This is a genomic window from Croceivirga lutea (genome assembly GCF_014235875.1).
GTDB classification, from domain to species: domain Bacteria; phylum Bacteroidota; class Bacteroidia; order Flavobacteriales; family Flavobacteriaceae; genus Croceivirga; species Croceivirga lutea.
The window spans coordinates 505028-523160 of the sequence record NZ_JACJUK010000001.1 but is presented as its reverse complement, the minus strand read 5'-3'; the positions used below and the strand labels follow the sequence as shown (position 1 = coordinate 523160).

At 35.2% G+C, this 18133-nt stretch carries 19 protein-coding genes; 18 read left to right on the top strand and 1 reads right to left on the bottom strand.

Translation table 11 applies throughout. The annotated features are described in order from the left end of the window. Positions 1-24 precede the first annotated feature (24 nt). The 15 genes from sucD to hisIE all read left to right on the top strand — a co-directional run bounded on the left by sucD (position 25) and on the right by hisIE (position 13322). Positions 25-897, top strand: coding sequence for a succinate--CoA ligase subunit alpha (sucD, locus tag H5V42_RS02450; protein WP_185781527.1), 873 nt, complete (start codon positions 25-27; stop codon positions 895-897). Positions 898-998: 101 nt separating this feature from the next. After that, a complete protein-coding gene (gene fabG, locus H5V42_RS02445; RefSeq protein WP_185781526.1) occupies positions 999-1745 on the top strand; it encodes a 3-oxoacyl-[acyl-carrier-protein] reductase in 747 nt (248 codons plus the stop codon). 11 nt (positions 1746-1756) lie between these two features. After that, a complete protein-coding gene (locus tag H5V42_RS02440; protein ID WP_185781525.1) occupies positions 1757-3778 on the top strand; it encodes a vWA domain-containing protein in 2022 nt (673 codons plus the stop codon). 11 nt (positions 3779-3789) lie between these two features. Then, positions 3790-4602 carry a prohibitin family protein gene (locus tag H5V42_RS02435; protein ID WP_185781524.1) on the top strand — a complete coding sequence of 271 codons (813 nt, stop codon included), beginning with the start codon at positions 3790-3792 and terminating at the stop codon, positions 4600-4602. 221 nt (positions 4603-4823) lie between these two features. Beyond that, the gene (gene hisG, locus H5V42_RS02430) at positions 4824-5678 is read left to right on the top strand and encodes an ATP phosphoribosyltransferase (protein ID WP_185781523.1); all 855 of its coding nucleotides are present in this window, start codon (positions 4824-4826) and stop codon (positions 5676-5678) included. Position 5679: 1 nt separating this feature from the next. Continuing rightward, the gene (gene hisD / locus H5V42_RS02425; RefSeq protein WP_185781522.1) at positions 5680-6966 is read left to right on the top strand and encodes a histidinol dehydrogenase; all 1287 of its coding nucleotides are present in this window, start codon (positions 5680-5682) and stop codon (positions 6964-6966) included. A gap of 2 nt (positions 6967-6968) precedes the next feature. Next, positions 6969-8015, top strand: coding sequence for a histidinol-phosphate transaminase (gene hisC / locus H5V42_RS02420; RefSeq protein ID WP_185781521.1), 1047 nt, complete (start codon positions 6969-6971; stop codon positions 8013-8015). Beyond that, positions 8016-9152, top strand: coding sequence for a bifunctional histidinol-phosphatase/imidazoleglycerol-phosphate dehydratase HisB (gene hisB, locus H5V42_RS02415; RefSeq protein WP_185781520.1), 1137 nt, complete (start codon positions 8016-8018; stop codon positions 9150-9152). Beyond that, entirely contained in the window at positions 9149-9727 is a 579-nt protein-coding gene (gene hisH, locus H5V42_RS02410) for an imidazole glycerol phosphate synthase subunit HisH (RefSeq protein ID WP_185781519.1), read from the top strand. Before hisB ends, hisH begins: the two co-directional genes overlap by 4 nt. Positions 9728-9729: 2 nt before the next feature. Beyond that, the gene (locus tag H5V42_RS02405) at positions 9730-10149 is read left to right on the top strand and encodes a GNAT family N-acetyltransferase (protein WP_185781518.1); all 420 of its coding nucleotides are present in this window, start codon (positions 9730-9732) and stop codon (positions 10147-10149) included. Positions 10150-10192: 43 nt separating this feature from the next. Beyond that, complete coding sequence (locus tag H5V42_RS02400; RefSeq protein ID WP_185781517.1) at positions 10193-10543, top strand: four helix bundle protein; 351 nt, start codon at positions 10193-10195, stop codon at positions 10541-10543. Between the two features lie 52 nt (positions 10544-10595). After that, positions 10596-11375 carry a 1-(5-phosphoribosyl)-5-[(5-phosphoribosylamino)methylideneamino]imidazole-4-carboxamide isomerase gene (gene hisA / locus H5V42_RS02395; RefSeq protein ID WP_185781516.1) on the top strand — a complete coding sequence of 260 codons (780 nt, stop codon included), beginning with the start codon at positions 10596-10598 and terminating at the stop codon, positions 11373-11375. Continuing rightward, positions 11365-11889, top strand: coding sequence for a DinB family protein (locus tag H5V42_RS02390; protein WP_185781515.1), 525 nt, complete (start codon positions 11365-11367; stop codon positions 11887-11889). The genes hisA and H5V42_RS02390 overlap by 11 nt, the downstream gene beginning before the upstream one ends. Positions 11890-11912: 23 nt before the next feature. Continuing rightward, the gene (hisF, locus tag H5V42_RS02385; protein ID WP_185781514.1) at positions 11913-12668 is read left to right on the top strand and encodes an imidazole glycerol phosphate synthase subunit HisF; all 756 of its coding nucleotides are present in this window, start codon (positions 11913-11915) and stop codon (positions 12666-12668) included. 57 nt (positions 12669-12725) lie between these two features. Beyond that, positions 12726-13322 (top strand): bifunctional phosphoribosyl-AMP cyclohydrolase/phosphoribosyl-ATP diphosphatase HisIE, encoded by a 597-nt coding sequence (gene hisIE / locus H5V42_RS02380; protein WP_185781513.1) that lies wholly within the window; start codon positions 12726-12728, stop codon positions 13320-13322. A gap of 2 nt (positions 13323-13324) precedes the next feature. Here the strand turns inward: hisIE and H5V42_RS02375 are convergent, their stop codons facing one another. Further along, a complete protein-coding gene (locus H5V42_RS02375) occupies positions 13325-14125 on the bottom strand; it encodes a DUF1853 family protein (RefSeq protein WP_185781512.1) in 801 nt (266 codons plus the stop codon). Between the two features lie 166 nt (positions 14126-14291). Here H5V42_RS02375 and H5V42_RS02370 point away from each other — a divergent pair, with 166 nt between their 5' ends. From H5V42_RS02370 to corA, 3 genes are all read left to right on the top strand, one after another. After that, positions 14292-15458 (top strand): vWA domain-containing protein, encoded by a 1167-nt coding sequence (locus tag H5V42_RS02370; RefSeq protein WP_185781511.1) that lies wholly within the window; start codon positions 14292-14294, stop codon positions 15456-15458. A 67-nt stretch (positions 15459-15525) separates the two neighbouring features. Then, the gene (locus H5V42_RS02365; RefSeq protein ID WP_185781510.1) at positions 15526-16989 is read left to right on the top strand and encodes a magnesium chelatase; all 1464 of its coding nucleotides are present in this window, start codon (positions 15526-15528) and stop codon (positions 16987-16989) included. 35 nt (positions 16990-17024) lie between these two features. Continuing rightward, positions 17025-18107: a magnesium/cobalt transporter CorA gene (gene corA / locus H5V42_RS02360; RefSeq protein WP_185781509.1), complete on the top strand. Its 1083-nt coding sequence runs from the start codon at positions 17025-17027 to the stop codon at positions 18105-18107. The last annotated feature ends 26 nt before the right edge of the window (positions 18108-18133 follow it).

Genomic DNA, 18133 nt, shown 5'->3' with positions numbered 1-18133 from the left:
TTTTACGACCAAATTGAAAATTATATGAGTGTTTTAGTCAACAAAGATTCTAAAATTATAGTTCAAGGCTTTACAGGTAGCGAAGGAACCTTCCATGCCGAACAAATGATTGAATATGGTACCAACATCGTTGGTGGTGTTACACCTGGTAAAGGTGGTCAAGAACATCTTGGAAAACCAGTTTTTAATACCGTACAAGAAGCAGTAGAAAAAGTTGGAGCTGACACTTCTATAATTTTTGTGCCTCCAGCATTTGCTGCTGATGCCATTATGGAATCTGCAAATGCAGGTATTAAAGTTATTATTACCATTACTGAAGGTATTCCTGTGGCTGATATGGTTAAGGCATATGATTACATACAAGATAGAGATTGTACACTAATTGGTCCTAACTGCCCTGGTGTAATTACTCCAGGTGAGGCTAAGGTTGGTATTATGCCAGGTTTTGTTTTTAAACAAGGTAAAATAGGCATCGTTTCCAAATCAGGTACATTAACTTACGAAGCTTCTGACCAGGTAGTTCGTCAAGGTTTAGGTATTTCTACCGCTATTGGTATTGGAGGTGATCCTATTATTGGAACTACAACAAAAAAAGCGGTTGAGCTATTAATTAATGACCCAGATACAGATGCTGTTGTTATGATAGGTGAAATTGGTGGTCAGTTAGAGGCTGAAGCTGCTAAGTGGTACAAAGAAAGTGGAAGTACTAAACCAATAGTAGGTTTTATTGCTGGTGAAACTGCACCTGCAGGTAGAACAATGGGCCATGCTGGTGCTATTGTAGGTGGTAGTGATGATACCGCGCAAGCTAAAAAAGCCATTATGCGAGATTGTGGAATTCACGTAGTGGATTCTCCTGCAGAAATTGGATTAAAAGTAAAAGAAGTAATGGGATAATCGTCCTGTTAAACCTATTATAAATCCCGAAGTATTCGGGATTTTTTTATTCAATACAATTTCCATTACGTTATATTTGATAGTTAACAACCAATATAAATATGAAGTTACTTCAAGATAAAAATGTCATTATTACTGGTGCCAGTAGAGGCATTGGTAGAGGTATAGCAGCAATATTTGCTGACCATGGCGCAAATGTTGCGTTTACTTATAGTTCCAGTGAAACACCTGCAATAGAATTAGAGAAAGAACTAACTGCTAAAGGCGTTAAGGCAAAGGCATACAAAAGTAACGCTGGTAGTTTTGAAGAAGCTGAGAAACTTGTTGCTGATGTATTAGAAGATTTTGGTGGTATTGATGTGTTAATTAATAATGCGGGTATTACCAAAGACAATTTGCTAATGCGTATGGGTGAAGCTGACTTTGATACGGTTATTGAAATAAACCTTAAATCGGTTTTTAATATGACCAAAGCAGTGCAACGTACTATGCTTAAACAACGTAAAGGCTCCATTATTAATATGAGTAGTGTTGTTGGTGTAAAAGGTAATGCTGGTCAGGCAAACTATGCCGCCTCCAAAGCTGGTATGATTGGTTTTACTAAATCAGTAGCCTTAGAACTAGGTTCAAGAAATATTCGTTGCAATGCTATAGCACCTGGGTTTATTGAAACTGAGATGACAGACAAACTCGATGAAAAAACGGTACAAGGTTGGAGAGATGGTATTCCTTTAAAAAGAGGGGGAACACCAGAAGACGTGGCAAATGCCTGTTTATTCTTAGCCTCTGATATGTCAGCTTACATTACAGGTCAAGTTCTTAATGTAGACGGTGGAATGTTAACCTAATCGATTTTTAAATGGCGATAGAAACCCTTTTATTAATCGTTCTGGCTGCTATTACAGCTTTAGGGTTAGCCATTTTTCAATACTTTTTTAGAGCTAAAAGAGCTAAAATCAATTGGGTTTTGGCTCTTTTGCGCTTTTTAACATGGTTCTTTGCCTTCTTACTATTAATCAATCCTAAGTTTACAAGTTCTGAACCTTATGTTGAAAAATCAAACCTGGTTGTACTATTCGATAATTCTTCTTCTATTTTAAATAATGGTCTAAATGAATTAAACGTAATTAAAGAACAATTTAGTAAAACTGATTTTTCAGAACGATTTGCTTTATTCTCACATCATTTTGATGATGGCCTAAATCAATTAGATAGTTTAGCAAACAATGGAAGTATCACCAATATTTCAAAAGCTTTAGCTGATATAGGGGAGATATATGCTACGAATCCAACAAAAGTAATACTAGTCACAGATGGTAACCAAAACGTTGGTGCTGATTATGAATTTTATAGGGCCAAGTCTGATGTATCTATTTATCCTATAATTATCGGAGATACAACAAAATATGATGATTTGTATGTTTCCAGGGCTAGTGTAAATAGATATACTTTTTTAAATAATTTCTATCCTTTTGAAGTTACCATAAATTATTCTGGACGTAGTTCTGAAAATACCAACTTAAATGTTTATGTCAATGGCAAAAGAGTCTTTAGAGAACACCTAAGCTTTAGTAAAAAAAATAATTCTAGAAGTATAGCTGGACAAATTGAGGCCACTTCAGTCGGATTTAAAACTGTTCGTTTTGAGGTAGAACCCTTGTCTTCAGAAAAGAATAAGGTGAACAATTCAAAAGAAGTTGCTATTGAAGTTATTGATGAACAAACTAAAATTGGTTTAGTTTCTTCTTTATTGCATCCTGATTTAGGAGCACTCAAAAAAGCAATAGAAACCAATGAGCAACGGTCAGTAACCCTAGTGCAGCCTTCAATTTCTAGTAAAGATTTAGATGACTTTGATTTTTTAATACTCTATCAACCCAATTCAACGTTTATGAATGTTTTCAATCAGGCTAAACAGCGAAAAATTGGACATTTTATTGTTACGGGTTCACAAACAGATTGGAATTTTTTAAACTCAGTTCAAAATAATTTTCAAAAAGAAAGTTATCGTCAAACGGAAGATGTGGAGGCTTCAAAAAATGAAGCTTTTGACGCTTTCGATATTAGTGAACTTAATGTGGAAAGTTTCCCTCCGTTACGCTTTCAGTTAGGTGACTTTGCTGTGAATACACCATTTAGAGTCTTATTAAATCAAAAAATAAAGGGTAGCCAGTTAAATACTCCTTTATTATTTACAGCCAGTTCTGATGATGCTAAGTATGCTGTATTACAAGGTGAGAATATCTGGAGATGGAGAGCAAAAGCCTATCAAGACACCAAAAGTTTTAGTCAGTTTGATGATTTTATTGGTCAGCTAATCCGCTACTTATCAGACACTAAGCCTAAAAACAGATTACGATTAGATTATAATCCTATATTCGATTCCCCTGCTTTAGCTACTATTTCTGCCTCTTATTTTGATGAAGCATACAATTTTGACGCTAAAGCTTCTTTAATGTTAACAATAACCGATGATTCAGGGCAGGTATCTAAAGTGCCTATGCTATTAAACAATTCAAATTACCAAGCAGATTTGAGTAATTTAAAAGCAGGTGAATATACTTTTATGGTTAGTGTTGAAGGAGAAAATTTTAATAGGTCTGGTAAATTCAAAATTGTTGCTTTTAATTTAGAAAATCAATTAGCATCATCTAACGCAGAAAAACTTCTGGCGCTAGCCAACAATAATAGTGGAGAAGCTTATTTTTCTAATCAAGTAGATGAGTTAATTAATAATTTACAAGTTAATCAAGAGTTTACACCCATTCAAAAAAGCATCAAAAATGTGGTATCTTTAATCGATTTTCGATGGTTGCTTCTCGCAATAGCCTTTTGCTTAGCCACGGAGTGGTTTATTAGAAAATATAACGGATTACTTTAAAAAACATTAAAATGGATAGATTACCCAAGATTGCGCTTCCGGCAGTTTTTATTGCAATTGTAGCAATAATCTTAATTACAAAAACAATAGTTCGCATTGGCCCTGGTGAAGGAGGGGTATTATTTAAACCTGCAGGTGGCGGTGTTGTAACAGACAAAACTTATGGTGAAGGTTGGCATGTAGTAGCCCCATGGAATGATATGTTGATTCATAAAGTACGTCAACAATCTATTTCTGATCAAATGAATGTATTGTCAGTAAATGGCTTAGAAGTAAGTGTAAATGGTACAATCTGGTTTGAACCAGTATATAGTAGTCTTGGCTTACTTATAAAAACAAAAGGTGAAGATTACGTACAAGAATTATTAGACCCTGCTGTAAACGCGGCTGCACGTAGTGTAGTTGGTAGATATACACCAGAGCAATTGTATTCTAGTAAACGAGATGTCATAGAACAAGAAATATTAGACGAAGTTCGAAATGAACTAGAAGGCCAATTTCTTAATGTTAAAAGAGTTTTAGTTGAAGATGTAAAACTGCCTCCAACGATAAAACAAGCTATTGAAAGCAAGTTACAACAAGAACAACAGTCTTTGGAATATGAATTTAAATTAGTGACTGCTCAAAAAGAAGCCGAAAAGGTTCGTATTGAAGCGCAAGGTAAAGCCGATGCAAACCGGATTTTGAGTGCATCGTTAACTGATAAAATCCTTCAAGACAAGGGTATAGAAGCTACCTTAGAATTGTCTAAGAGTCCTAATTCCAAAATAGTTGTAGTTGGCTCTGGTGATGACGGATTACCATTAATTTTAGGAAATAACTAAAATTTTCTTTTTTGTAAAATTATTTCGTTTTACTTTTACACTGTTATGACAAAATATCATGTACATCATCATACTTTTACAATCGCTCAAGCGAGGTAACTGTATTTTGTGTATGTCAAAATAAGATTAGACCCGTTTGAGCAATCAAACGGGTTTTTTTATGTCTTAAACTGAAAAAGAAAAGTAAAACCGGTGTAACGCAAAACACGTAAACTTAAAAAATGAAACTAAGAATTGCTATTCAAAAAAGTGGTCGTTTAAATGAAGATTCTCTTAACATCTTAAAAAATTGCGGCATATCTATAGACAATGGTAAAGACCAGTTAAAAGCAGATGCTCGAAATTTTCCAATGGAAGTTTTTTACCTGCGTAACGGAGATATTCCGCAGTACCTTAAAGATGGTGTAGTTGATATAGCTATTATAGGGGAGAATGTGCTTTTTGAAAAAGGAGAGGGCATTACCGTAGCCGAGAAGCTCGGCTTCTCTAAATGTAAAGTAAGCATGGCTATTCCAAAAGAGAAACAATACAATTCCTTTAAAGATTTTGAAGGAAAACGTATTGCGACTTCCTATCCAAATACGGTAAATAAATTTTTAGAGCAAAACGGTATCAATGCAGATATTCATTTGATTAATGGCTCCGTAGAAATTGCACCAAATATAGGACTTGCAGATGCTATTTGCGATATTGTTTCTAGTGGTAGTACCTTGTTTAAAAACAATCTTAAAGAGGTAGAGGTGCTTTTAAAAAGTGAAGCAGTTCTAGCAGTTTCTCCAAAAATTGATGTAGAGCGTAATGCAATACTAGACAAATTGTTATTCCGTATACAATCTGTACTTAAAGCAAGAAAGAACAAGTATGTTCTAATGAATGTACCTAATGCTAATCTAGATACTATTCTCACTATTTTACCTGGTATGCGCAGCCCTACGGTTTTACCTTTGGCAGAAGAGGGTTGGAGCTCCGTGCACACCGTGATTAACAAAGATACTTTTTGGGAAGTGATAGACGAATTAAAACAGGCGGGTGCAGAAGGTATTTTGGTTTGCCCAATAGAAAAAATGGTGCTTTAAAATGAAAAGATATACGAATCCGGCTAAAAGTGAGTGGTCTACCATTTTAGCAAGACCCACACAATCTTATGAAGCTTTAGAGCCTATTGTGAAGGAGATTTTTGATGCCGTACAAGCGCAAGGAGATAAAGCGTTAAAAGCTTACACCGAAAAGTTTGATGGTGCCAAACTTGACAATTTATTAGTTTCTGAGGAAGAAATTAAAGAAGGAATGGCACTAATTTCTAAAGAATTAAAAGAAGCGATTAAAGTTGCTAAAAGTAATATTGAAGCTTTTCACCAAGCACAAAAAACAGAACGTGTAGCGGTTACTACCATGCCAGGCGTAGACTGTTGGCAAGAAAAACGAGCTATTCAAAAAGTTGGTCTTTACATTCCTGGTGGTACAGCACCTTTGTTTTCTACTATTTTAATGCTTGCCTTGCCTGCAAAAATTGTAGGTTGCCAAGAAATTGTACTATGTAGCCCGCCTGATAAGGAAGGGAAGTTACATCCGGCTATTTTATTCGCTGCTCAATTATGCGGGGTTACCAAAATTGTAAAGGTTGGTGGTATACAAGCTATTGGCGCAATGACATTTGGTACAGAGAGTGTGCCCCAAGTGTATAAAATATTTGGCCCGGGTAACCAATACGTAACTACTGCCAAACAAATGGCAACCAAATTTGGAGTAAGTATAGATATGCCGGCGGGTCCTAGCGAGTTGTTGGTCGTAGCAGATGACACCGCAAATGCTGATTTTGTAGCTTCAGATTTATTGAGTCAAGCCGAACATGGTGTGGATAGTCAGGTAGTTTTAGTTACTACTTCAGAGGCCTTTGCTTCTAAAGTAACTGTAGCTTTAGAAAACCAATTGGCCATTTTACCAAGAAAAGATATTGCAACCCAAGCGATTGAAAATAGTAAACTAATTATTGTAGATAACGACGAAACCGCATTAGCTATAATTAACCAATATGCACCAGAACACTATATTGTTTGTGTGGAAAATGAAGATTTCTATGTAAACAATACGTATAATGCTGGTTCGGTTTTTATAGGTAATTACACACCAGAGAGCGCAGGAGATTATGCCTCTGGAACCAACCACACTTTGCCCACAAACGGTTATGCAAAACAGTATAGCGGTGTTAATCTAGACAGTTTTACTAAAAGTATGACTTTTCAACGTTTGAGTAAAGAAGGTATTAAAAATCTAGGAAAAAGTATAGAACTAATGGCAGAGGCAGAAGGCTTACAAGCGCATAAAAATGCGGTTACCTTACGCCTTAAATCCTTGGAAGAATAGGAATGAATACACTATTTAATTTGGACCTTTTGGTTCGTGAAAACGTAAAGGCATTAAAACCGTATTCGTCTGCTAGAGATGAGTATGTTTCTTCTGGTGAACAGATGGTATTTTTAGATGCCAATGAAAACCCATTTGAAAATGGTTTAAATCGATACCCAGACCCGCATCAACGTAATTTGAAACAACTGATTTCTGAGGTGAAACAAGTGGAAGCTAGTCAGATTTTAGTAGGTAACGGTAGTGATGAAGTACTCGATTTAATTTTCAGAGCTTTTTGTGAACCAGGTAAAGACAATATAATAACCTTGCCTCCTACGTACGGAATGTATAAGGTACTATCTGGCATTAATAATATTGAGAATAGGGAAGTGCTGCTAACGGATAAATTTCAGCCTAATGTTGATGAGATTCTAGCAGCCACGGATGAAAACACCAAGCTACTTTTTTTGTGCACGCCAAACAATCCTACAGGGAATAGTTTTGATTTTGAAGCGATAGAGCGCTTATTGTTCGAGTTTACGGGATTGGTAGTAGTAGACGAGGCCTATATCGATTTTGCAACAAACGGTAGTTGGAGTTTTCGTTTAAACGATTTTCCTAATCTTATTGTAACACAGACACTTTCTAAAGCTTTTGCTATGGCGGGTATTCGTCTGGGCTTGTGTTTTGCTTCAGAAGAAATCATAGCGGTTTTAAAGAAAATTAAACCACCCTACAACGTAAATGAACTTACACAACAAAAGGCATTTGAAGCCCTAGAAAATTACGCAACGGTAAAAGAGCAAGTGCAAACATTACTTCAAGAACGTAAGCGATTATCCGAAGCCATTGCTACCATTCCGTATATCGAAACAATTTACGATAGCGACGCTAATTTTATTTTAATTAAAGTTGATGATGCCAATAAGCGGTATAACCAATTATTGGAAAAAGGAATCGTAATACGAAACCGAAGTACCCAACCACTGTGCGAAAATACGCTTCGATTAACTGTTGGTACGGTTAACGAAAATGACAAACTAATTTCAACCTTAAAAGCCCTATAAATGGCTAAAAAAGTATTATTTATAGACCGTGATGGCACCATCATCAAAGAAACTGTTGATGAGCAAATAGATGCCTTTGAAAAAATGATTTTCTATCCAAAAGCATTCACCTATTTAGGTAAAATTGCCAAGGAACTAGATTATAGCTTGGTAATGATTACCAACCAAGATGGTTTAGGTACCGAAACATTTCCTGAAGACACCTTTTGGCCAGTGCACAACTTTATTATTACCGCTTTTGAGAATGAGGGTGTTCATTTTGATGCGGTTTATATAGATAGAACTTTCCCAAACGAAAATGCCGATACGCGTAAGCCGGGTACGGGGATGTTAACGGAATATTTTTCGGATGCGTACGACTTAGAAAATTCGTTTGTAATTGGCGATAGGCTAACCGATGTAGAGCTGGCTAAAAATTTAGGTGCAAAAGGGATTTTCATTAACGATAACACCAATTTGGGTACTGGAGAAATTACAGTTGAACGTAAAGATTTGGACGATTTTATTGCTCTAGAAAGTAATGATTGGCAAGCCATTTACGAATTTTTAAAGGTGCAGGATAGAGTTGCGGAAATTAAAAGAGAAACCAAGGAAACCAAAATTCATATCAAAGTAAATCTAGATGGTACTGGTAAAGCCAATATTGATACGGGCTTAAAGTTTTTTGACCATATGTTAGACCAAATTGCACGCCATGGTCAAATGGATTTAGATATTAAGGTGGATGGCGATTTGGAAGTAGATGAACACCACACCATAGAAGATACGGGAATTGCCTTAGGCGAAGTCTTCCATAAAGCCCTAGGAAATAAGTTGGGTATAGAACGCTACGGATTTTGTTTGCCTATGGATGACTGTCTGGCTTCTGCTGCTATAGATTTTGGTGGAAGAAATTGGTTGGTTTGGGAAGCCGATTTTAAACGTGAAAAGGTAGGAGATATGCCTACAGAAATGTTTCATCATTTCTTTAAATCGTTTACGGACGGGGCTAAGGCCAATTTAAATATTAAGGCAGAGGGCACTAACGAGCACCACAAAATAGAGGCAATTTTTAAAGCGTTGGCAAAAGCGATAAAAATGGCGGTAAAGCAAGACAAAGAAAAAATGATTTTACCATCTACAAAAGGAATGTTATGAGTTTGGTAATTATAGACTATGGCGCTGGAAATATACAGAGCATCAAGTTTGCCTTTCAACGTTTGGGAGTAGAAGCTGTTCTAAGTAATGACACAGAAGTTATTCGTAATGCGGATAAAGTAATTTTCCCAGGGGTAGGGGAAGCAAGCTCTGCTATGCATAAGCTAAAAGAAAGTGGTTTAGACTCCATCATTCCTACGCTAAAACAGCCAGTTTTGGGTATTTGCTTGGGTATGCAGCTCATGTGTAATGCTTCTGAAGAAGGCAATACTAAAGGATTAGGCATATTTGATGTGGATGTTGTTAAGTTTGAGACTAGTGTAAAAGTGCCTCAGATTGGTTGGAATAAGATTGAAAACTTGCAGTCGCCCTTGTTTAAAAACTTGGAGAACGATTTTATATATCTGGTCCATAGTTTTTATGCTCCAAAATGCGAGGCTACTATTGCAACAAGTACCTACGGACTTGAATACAGTGCCGCTTTGGCAAAAGATAATTTTTACGGTGTACAGTTTCACCCAGAAAAGTCGGGCGAATATGGCGCTCAGATACTTAAAAACTTCTTGAGTTTGTAGTAATGATTGGTTACACCATTTCCAAGGACAAAAATTTGTTGCAATTTGATAAAATTCATAAAGCGATTAAAACATCGTATTGGGGTGGTTATAGAACGGAACAGCAAACTAAAACTACCATTAAAAACACCATTTGTTTCGGTGTTTACAAGGAAGCTATGGAACAGGTAGGATTTGCAAGAGTATTAACGGACCATGTTGCTTTTGCTTATATCATGGACGTTATCATATTTGACGATTACCAAGGTAAGGGATTGGGCAAATGGCTTGTAGCTCATATTTTGGAAGATGCTTGTATCAAAAATGTGTTGACCATTAGTCTAAAAACAAAAGATGCGCACAAACTTTATGAAAAATATGGTTTTAAAGCTGTGGGTAATTCAGAATTATGGATGGCTATAGATAAAGCAAAATTAGATTAGCTGTTTTAAGTACTAAGTAAAAAGTACAAAGAAGTAAGAAAAAATGAACAAGTTCAAAGATTTAATAATTTGGCAAAAGTCAATGGATTTAGTAGAAAAAATTTATAAAGCCACTGATAATCTACCTATTGATGAAAAATTTGGAATCACCGCTCAAATAAAAAGAGCAGCTATTTCAATACCTTCCAATATTGCGGAAGGAGCAGGACGAAAAGGTAATAATGAATTTCGTCATTTTTTAAGTGTTGCAAATGGTTCTTGTTGTGAAGTTGAAACACAATTACTATTGATTAAACGTCTAAATTTTGGAAACTCTATTGCCATCGAAGAGTTATTAAACCTTATTGAGGACATCAAAAACATGAATTATGCCTTACAGAAAAAACTAACTTAAATTTTCGTAGTAATACTTAATACTAATTACTCAGTATTTTATACTATATAAAATGAGAATAATCCCAGCAATAGATATTATAGACGGTAAATGTGTTCGTTTGTCTAAGGGCGATTACGATACCAAAAAAATATACAATGAGAATCCGTTAGAAGTAGCTAAAGAGTTTCAGGACCGTGGTATTCAGTACCTGCATTTGGTAGATCTAGACGGTGCAAAGTCCAAACACATTGTAAATCATAAGGTTTTGGAGCAAATTGCTACAAAAACCAATTTGAAAATTGATTTTGGAGGCGGATTAAAAACCGATGAAGATTTACACATTGCCTTTGAAAGTGGGGCCAATCAAATTACAGGCGGTAGTATTGCGGTGAAAGACCCCGACACTTTTTTAGGATGGATTCAGCAACACGGTAGCGACAAAATTATTCTTGGCGCAGATGCCAATAATGAAAAAATAGCAGTCTCGGGATGGCAAGAAGAATCGGACCAAGAATTAATTCCCTTTATAAATGAATATCAAGCCAAAGGCATTTCTTATGTTATTTGCACAGATATTTCTAAAGATGGTATGTTACAAGGGCCGGCATTCGATTTGTATCAGAAAATATTACTACAAACTAAAACGGCTACTGCAGATAACACGAATAGTGTCGCACAAAATATTGAGCATCAAATAAAATTGATTGCTAGTGGTGGTATATCTACTTTTGATGAACTCCCAAAATTAAAAGAAATAGGCTGTGAAGGAGTTATAATTGGCAAAGCCATTTATGAAAATAGAATTCGTCTAAAACAACTAGAGCACTATATTTTAACTAATGAATACTAATAAATTTAAAGAAGAATTTATTTCTAATGCTAATTACCGTTTAGATGAAAGTCTTCGGATGATTGAGATTTCTTTAGCTAAAATTACAGAAGAACAACTATGGCAAAAGCCAAATACGAACACGAATAGCATAGCTAATTTAATTCTACATCTTTGTGGTAATTTAAGACAGTATGGTATTTCGTCTTTAAAAGAGATTGAAGACATAAGAAATCGAGATTTGGAATTTTCCATGGAAAAAGGATTCACTAAAAAAGACATATTTTCTAAATTAACTAGTACCGTTTTAGAGGTGAAGAATGTGCTTAAATCAATATCAGATGAAAGGCTAGTTACTGTAAAACCTGTTCAAGGATTTGAATTTTCTGGAATCGGAAATATTATCCATTTGGTTGAACATTTTTCGTACCACACTGGGCAAATTGCCTTTTGGGTAAAATTTCTCAAAGATGAACAATTAGGCTTTTACGATGGGCAAGACCTAAATATTTTAAACAACGATAAAGCCAATTAATACTTTAATAATTACTAAAAATTTTGCTTACAAAAAGAATCATACCCTGTTTAGATATAAAAGACGGTAGAACCGTTAAAGGCGTAAATTTTGTGGATTTGCGTGATGCTGGTGACCCGGTAGAATTAGCCCAACGTTATGCGAAAGAAGGAGCAGATGAACTGGTGTTCTTAGATATTTCTGCAACCGAGCAAAAACGTAAAACGCTTGCGAAATTGGTGTATCACGTTGCAGAAAAATTAAATATTCCATTCACTGTAGGTGGCGGAATTTCTTCTGTAGAAGATGTAGATATTCTACTCAAAAACGGTGCAGACAAGGTTTCTATTAACTCATCTGCGGTTAAGAATCCTGACTTAATTAACCAATTGGTTGCTAAGTTTGGTTCGCAATGTATTGTCGTGGCTATTGATGCACGTAAAACTACTTATGGCTGGAAAGTACATTTGGTTGGTGGTAAAGTACCTACAGAGTTAGATTTGTTTGATTGGGCAAAAGAAGTAGAACAGCGTGGCGCAGGTGAAATTTTATTTACCTCTATGGACCATGACGGCACCAAAAATGGCTTTGCTGATGCAGAATTGGCTAAACTATCTAGTTTGGTAAACATTCCAATAATTGCTTCCGGTGGTGCAGGAGCGGTGTCTCATTTTACAGATACTTTTAGAAACGGTAAGGCAGATGCTGCTTTAGCGGCAAGTGTATTCCACTTTAAAGAAATAGCAATTCCAGATTTAAAACAACAGTTGAAAGAAGAAGGAATTCCGGTACGAATTTGATAGTTAGTTTTCTATTTAAATTCAAAAAGTTTAAAAACAATAAGAGATTACAACAAAATGAAAATCGATTTTTCAAAAGATAAAGATGGTTTGGTACCAGCAATAATTCAAGATGCACGAACAAAAAATGTGTTGATGTTAGGGTACATGAATCAAGAAGCTATAAATAAAACCAAAGAAACAGGTAAAGTCACTTTTTTTAGTCGTTCTAAAAACAGGTTATGGACCAAAGGTGAAGAAAGCGGCAATTTTTTGGAATTGATTTCTATGAAGGTGGATTGTGATAATGACACACTATTGATAAAAGTGAAACCAGCCGGTCCTACTTGCCATATGGGAACAGATACTTGCTGGGGTGAGGAAAATACGCCAAACTTCAGTTTTTTGTCTGATTTAGAAAAGGTAATTGCTTCGCGTAAAGCAAATAAAGAAGATGAAAAAAGCTATGTAGCTTCGCTTTTTCGTAAGGGGATTAATAAAATAGCTCAAAAAGTAGGGGAAGAGGCTGTAGAAACCGTTATTGAAGCGAAAGATGATAACGAAGAGCTGTTTTTAAATGAAAGTGCTGATTTACTTTTTCATTATTTAATCTTATTGCAAGCTAAAGGCTACACCTTAAAAGATATTGAAAAGGTTTTGATAGATAGACATTAAGCCTACCACCATACCACGAACCATTTTTTAAGGGTATGGCCATCTTTTTTTACCCAAATCATTGGTGATTGTTCTTTTAGCATTCTCATATTAATATCAAGTAAGGTTTCATAATGGGAAGACCAAGGAACCTTGTTATGTGGGTTTATCACCCATTCTATTTTTTTAGGAATGTAGTATTGAAAACTTTTATACTCAGGTCTAGTAAACGCATCAAAGTTTAACCATTTACCAACGATGCAATCTGTATTTAAAGGTCGAATAGATGTAACGGAATCTATAGCTTCAAACAATTGTGCTTTAAAGCAACATTGCTGTTCTATTTCAAAGGGATTGATACCTGATGCTTCCCAATATTTTTCAAGGCTGGGATGGTGTAGTAGTGGAATTTGCTTTTCTTTAAGCTTATCCAGTTTCGTAAAAAACATGTCGTGCTTGTTTGGGCCAACCAAACGGTAAATAGGTTCAGATTTACTTTCATCTATTACATAAAACTTATAGGCCAATTCAACATGAAGGTGTTTTTGCGTAGGACTATCTCTTAAAATAAAGTCCAATTCCCCTATTCTCAGTTTACCCTCATCAATCAATAAATTACTAAAGACCATTTTAAAGTTTTCAGAGCTAGAAATTAGGTGCTTAAATAATAATTCCATTTGGTGGCCAAGCCGAAGGTTATCGGGTAGATTTAGAGGAGTGGAATCTAAAACTGAAAGATTAGGAAATTCAAATTGCTGTAGCCCAAATTGTTGTTTTTTCCAAAGCGGTGGAGTATTTAAAAAACCATACAAAAGTGAATTCATTACATAAATATAAAGCGAGGGCTGCTAAAAATAAAAGAATACTAAATCGATTTCTCTATAAAGGAATTTTTAGATATGGCAGTTATTATCTCAAGAATAAAATTTGGTAAGCGTTAACTTTTCTTAAAAGATTTTGTTGCTCCCCAGAATGCCGTAATTTTAACATATGGCTATGAATTTGAAAAAAGGATTTCGTTTTACTACCTATGAAGCTCCTAATCAATCTCCTTTTGAAAAATTATTTGAAATTTTTCAAGAATTAATTACGCATACTTCGGGCGATTTTGATGAAGCTATTGATTGGCTTAGACAATTAGATGAAGAATACCAATTAACAGATGAAGATTACACTATTGAAGACTTTATCGAAGACCTAAAAAACAAAGGTTATATACGAGAAGAGTTTGAAGATGGTGGTGGAAAAATGGGAGAAGAAGGTGAAGAAGGCGATGAGGGAAATGGAACTGGCGGAAAAGTAAACATTACCGCTAAGTTGGAACAAATGCTAAGAAAAAGAGCATTAGACCAAATATTTGGAAAAATTAAACGAAGTGGTTCGGGTAACCATAAAACCGGAAAACTTGGGCAGGGTGACGAAAGTTCGGGTGAGTTTAGAGAATACCGTTACGGTGATAGTTTAGAGCGAATTTCAATGACCGAAAGTTTGAAAAATGCACAAATTAATCACGGTATTGGTAGTTTTTCATTGGACGAGGGTGATTTGGTTGTAGAGGACACAGAGCATAAGGCGCAAATGAGCACCGTATTAATGATTGATATTAGTCATTCAATGATTCTCTACGGCGAAGACCGAATTACTCCTGCAAAGAAAGTAGCCATGGCATTGGCTGAACTAATTACTACACGTTATCCAAAAGATACCTTAGATATTTTAGTTTTTGGTAATGATGCTTGGCCTATATCAATAAAAGAATTGCCCTATTTAAAAGTAGGTCCGTACCATACCAATACAGTGGCTGGTCTGCAATTGGCAATGGATATGCTACGGAGAAAACGTAATACCAACAAACAGATTTTTATGATTACAGATGGTAAACCAAGTTGTTTGCGTTTGCCTAACGGCGATTATTATAAGAATAGTGTAGGTTTAGATGAGTACATAGTAGAAAAATGTTATAACATGGCTGCTCAAGCGCGAAAACTACATATACCTATCACCACTTTTATGATTGCACAAGACCCGTATTTAATGAAGTTTATTAGAGAATTTACACAAGCAAATAGGGGTAAAGCATTCTATACTGGACTTAAAGGTTTAGGTGAAATGATATTTGAAGATTACGAAAACAATAGAAAAAAAAGAATTCAATAAAACCTTCTTCCCATTGGTAGAAGTACTACTAAATTGAATTGATTTGGTAGTTTAGAAAAAGATGAAAATGAAAATAGAAAATAGTAAAACACTAGGTCAGCTTAAAGCAGCTGGCTACCAACCAAAAAGTATAAAAGACGAATTACGAGATAACTTAATTGCTAAAATTAAAAATGGAGAGCAGGTATTTGAAGGTATCTGGGGTTACGAAAATTCTGTAATTCCTGAACTAGAACGTGCCATTTTATCTCGCCATAATATAAATTTATTAGGGCTTCGTGGTCAGGCAAAGACTCGTCTTGCACGTTTGATGATAAATTTGCTGGATGAATATATTCCCTATGTAGAAGGTTCAGAAATACATGATGACCCTTTACAACCCATTTCTAGATTTGCTAGAGAAATCGTTGCTGAAAAAGGTGAAGACACACCAATATCCTGGTTGCATAGAGAAGATCGTTTCTTTGAAAAGTTGGCAACACCAGATGTAACTGTTGCTGATTTAATTGGTGATGTTGATCCTATAAAAGCTGCAAATTTAAAATTGAGTTATGCTGATGACAGGGTAATTCATTTTGGTATGATACCCCGTGCTAACCGCTGTATTTTTGTTATCAACGAGCTTCCAGATTTGCAAGCAAGAATACAGGTAGCTTTATTTAATATTTTACAAGAAGGTGATATTCAAATTAGAGGATTTAAACTTCGATTACCCTTAGACTTACAATTTGTATTTACCGCTAATCCTGAAGATTATACCAATAGAGGTAGTATTGTTACACCTTTAAAAGATAGAATAGGTTCACAGATTTTAACGCATTATCCTGAGAATGTAGCTATAGCCAAAAAAATCACACACCAAGAATCACAATTAGATACTAGACAAAGTAATGCTATTTATGTTCCAGAAATAGCAAAAGATGTATTGGAACAAATAGGTTTTGAGGCTCGTAACAGTGAATATGTAGATGCCAAAAGCGGGGTTAGTGCTCGTATGAGTATTACAGCATATGAAAACCTCTTAAGTGCTGCTGAACTTAGAATGCTCACTGCAAAAGCAGCTAAAACAACCGTACGGTTAAGTGATTTTATGGGAGTAATTCCGGCAATAACCGGTAAAGTGGAACTAGTATATGAGGGTGAACAAGAAGGCGCCTCTTTCGTAGCTGAAACCTTAATTGAAGAGGCCGTAAAATCAATTTTTCCTGAGTATTTTCCTGGTATATCTAAATTAGAACGTAAAGATGCAGAATCGCCCTATGATGATTTAATTGCTTGGTTCTTTGAACAAAACGGATTTGAGCTATTGGATGAGGATACTGATGCGGAATATCGTAAAAAATTAGATGCAGTTGAGCCATTAAAAAACTTAATTGCTGATTACGGTGAAGATGTTGCCAAGGAAGATACTTACTTCTTAAAAGAATTGTTGCTATGGGGCTTAGTGGCGCATAAAAAATTAAGCAAACATCGTTACCAACAAGGTATTCAGTTTAAAGACCTTTATGGGAGCTATATTAGCGGTTTATAGGGTAGTCAGAATATTTTTGCTACTTTGATATATCTATGCCAAAGAAACCAACCAAAATTAAGTTACCTAAATCCTTTAGGTCTAAATCTAAATTGGGTAAAGCACCTGGCGCCATCAACTATGTTGGCGCCAGAAAAGAGCAGCTTACTCAAATTGCGGCTATTGAATACAATGATTCAATTTTAGAAGGTTTTGAATCTCATTATAGTGACCTTAAAGAAAGAATATCGCCAGAGCTTACTTCTTTTGTAAATATTGTAGGTCTTGCAGAAGAATCTACCATAGATGCTATTGGTAAATCTTTTGGACTAAACAATCTTTTGTTAGAAGATTTGGTAGATACACTTCAAAGACCTAAAGTAGATGAGTTTGATAAACATATTTTTGGTGTTTTTAAAATGCTCTATCTCAACCCAAAAGATGAGCTAATTATTGAACACGTTGCTTTAGTTTTAATGGAAGGTGTGGTTCTGGTATTCCAAGAAACTAAAGATGATGTTTTTGATGGTGTTAAAAACAGAATAGCGCAAAAATTTGGTAGAATTCGAAGTAGGGGAGCAGACTATCTATATTTTGCATTAATTGATGCCATAGTTGATAATTATTATGTGGTATTAGATGAAATGCGAGACCGAATTGAATTGCTTGAAGAAGAAGTTTATGAACGACCTACCGAAGAAACTGCAAAAAAAATTCAATTACTCAAAAAGGAAATCATTCGAATTCGAAAATGGATTTTTCCTGTAAAAGATTTAATCAGTCGACTTATAGAGACTGAACATTCACTTTTTACAAAAGACACCAAACTCTTTTTAAAAGATACCCTTGACCACTGTATTGAAATTAATGAAGATCTTACCTTGAATAGAGAAATGTCTACCAGTTTAATGGAAATGTATATGACCAGTGTCAGCAATAAAATGAACGAAGTCATGAAAGTACTTACTGTGATAGCGGCAATATTTATTCCGTTGACATTTCTAGCAGGTATTTATGGTATGAATTTTGAATACATGCCTGAACTTCAATACAGAAACGGATACTTTATTTTATGGGGTGTATTTCTTTTAGTTGGTATTGGGTTGTTAATTTTCTTTAAGAGAAAAGGCTGGCTTTAACATATCGTTTTGTTAAGATATTCCAC

What these genes read in the sequence shown, in the direction of transcription:
- hisB (WP_185781520.1), top strand. Translation starts at nt 8,016, where the DNA reads ATGGCTAAAAAAGTATTATTTATAGACCGTGATGGCACCATCATCAAA.
- H5V42_RS02400 (WP_185781517.1), top strand. Translation starts at nt 10,193, where the DNA reads ATGAACAAGTTCAAAGATTTAATAATTTGGCAAAAGTCAATGGATTTA.
- hisD (WP_185781522.1), top strand. Translation starts at nt 5,680, where the DNA reads ATGAAAAGATATACGAATCCGGCTAAAAGTGAGTGGTCTACCATTTTA.
- corA (WP_185781509.1), top strand. Translation starts at nt 17,025, where the DNA reads ATGCCAAAGAAACCAACCAAAATTAAGTTACCTAAATCCTTTAGGTCT.
- H5V42_RS02440 (WP_185781525.1), top strand. Translation starts at nt 1,757, where the DNA reads ATGGCGATAGAAACCCTTTTATTAATCGTTCTGGCTGCTATTACAGCT.
- H5V42_RS02375 (WP_185781512.1), bottom strand. Translation starts at nt 14,125, where the DNA reads ATGAATTCACTTTTGTATGGTTTTTTAAATACTCCACCGCTTTGGAAA.
- H5V42_RS02365 (WP_185781510.1), top strand. Translation starts at nt 15,526, where the DNA reads ATGAAAATAGAAAATAGTAAAACACTAGGTCAGCTTAAAGCAGCTGGC.
- hisIE (WP_185781513.1), top strand. Translation starts at nt 12,726, where the DNA reads ATGAAAATCGATTTTTCAAAAGATAAAGATGGTTTGGTACCAGCAATA.
- H5V42_RS02405 (WP_185781518.1), top strand. Translation starts at nt 9,730, where the DNA reads ATGATTGGTTACACCATTTCCAAGGACAAAAATTTGTTGCAATTTGAT.
- hisC (WP_185781521.1), top strand. Translation starts at nt 6,969, where the DNA reads ATGAATACACTATTTAATTTGGACCTTTTGGTTCGTGAAAACGTAAAG.
- H5V42_RS02435 (WP_185781524.1), top strand. Translation starts at nt 3,790, where the DNA reads ATGGATAGATTACCCAAGATTGCGCTTCCGGCAGTTTTTATTGCAATT.
- sucD (WP_185781527.1), top strand. Translation starts at nt 25, where the DNA reads ATGAGTGTTTTAGTCAACAAAGATTCTAAAATTATAGTTCAAGGCTTT.
- H5V42_RS02370 (WP_185781511.1), top strand. Translation starts at nt 14,292, where the DNA reads ATGGCTATGAATTTGAAAAAAGGATTTCGTTTTACTACCTATGAAGCT.
- hisA (WP_185781516.1), top strand. Translation starts at nt 10,596, where the DNA reads ATGAGAATAATCCCAGCAATAGATATTATAGACGGTAAATGTGTTCGT.
- hisG (WP_185781523.1), top strand. Translation starts at nt 4,824, where the DNA reads ATGAAACTAAGAATTGCTATTCAAAAAAGTGGTCGTTTAAATGAAGAT.
- H5V42_RS02390 (WP_185781515.1), top strand. Translation starts at nt 11,365, where the DNA reads ATGAATACTAATAAATTTAAAGAAGAATTTATTTCTAATGCTAATTAC.
- hisH (WP_185781519.1), top strand. Translation starts at nt 9,149, where the DNA reads ATGAGTTTGGTAATTATAGACTATGGCGCTGGAAATATACAGAGCATC.
- fabG (WP_185781526.1), top strand. Translation starts at nt 999, where the DNA reads ATGAAGTTACTTCAAGATAAAAATGTCATTATTACTGGTGCCAGTAGA.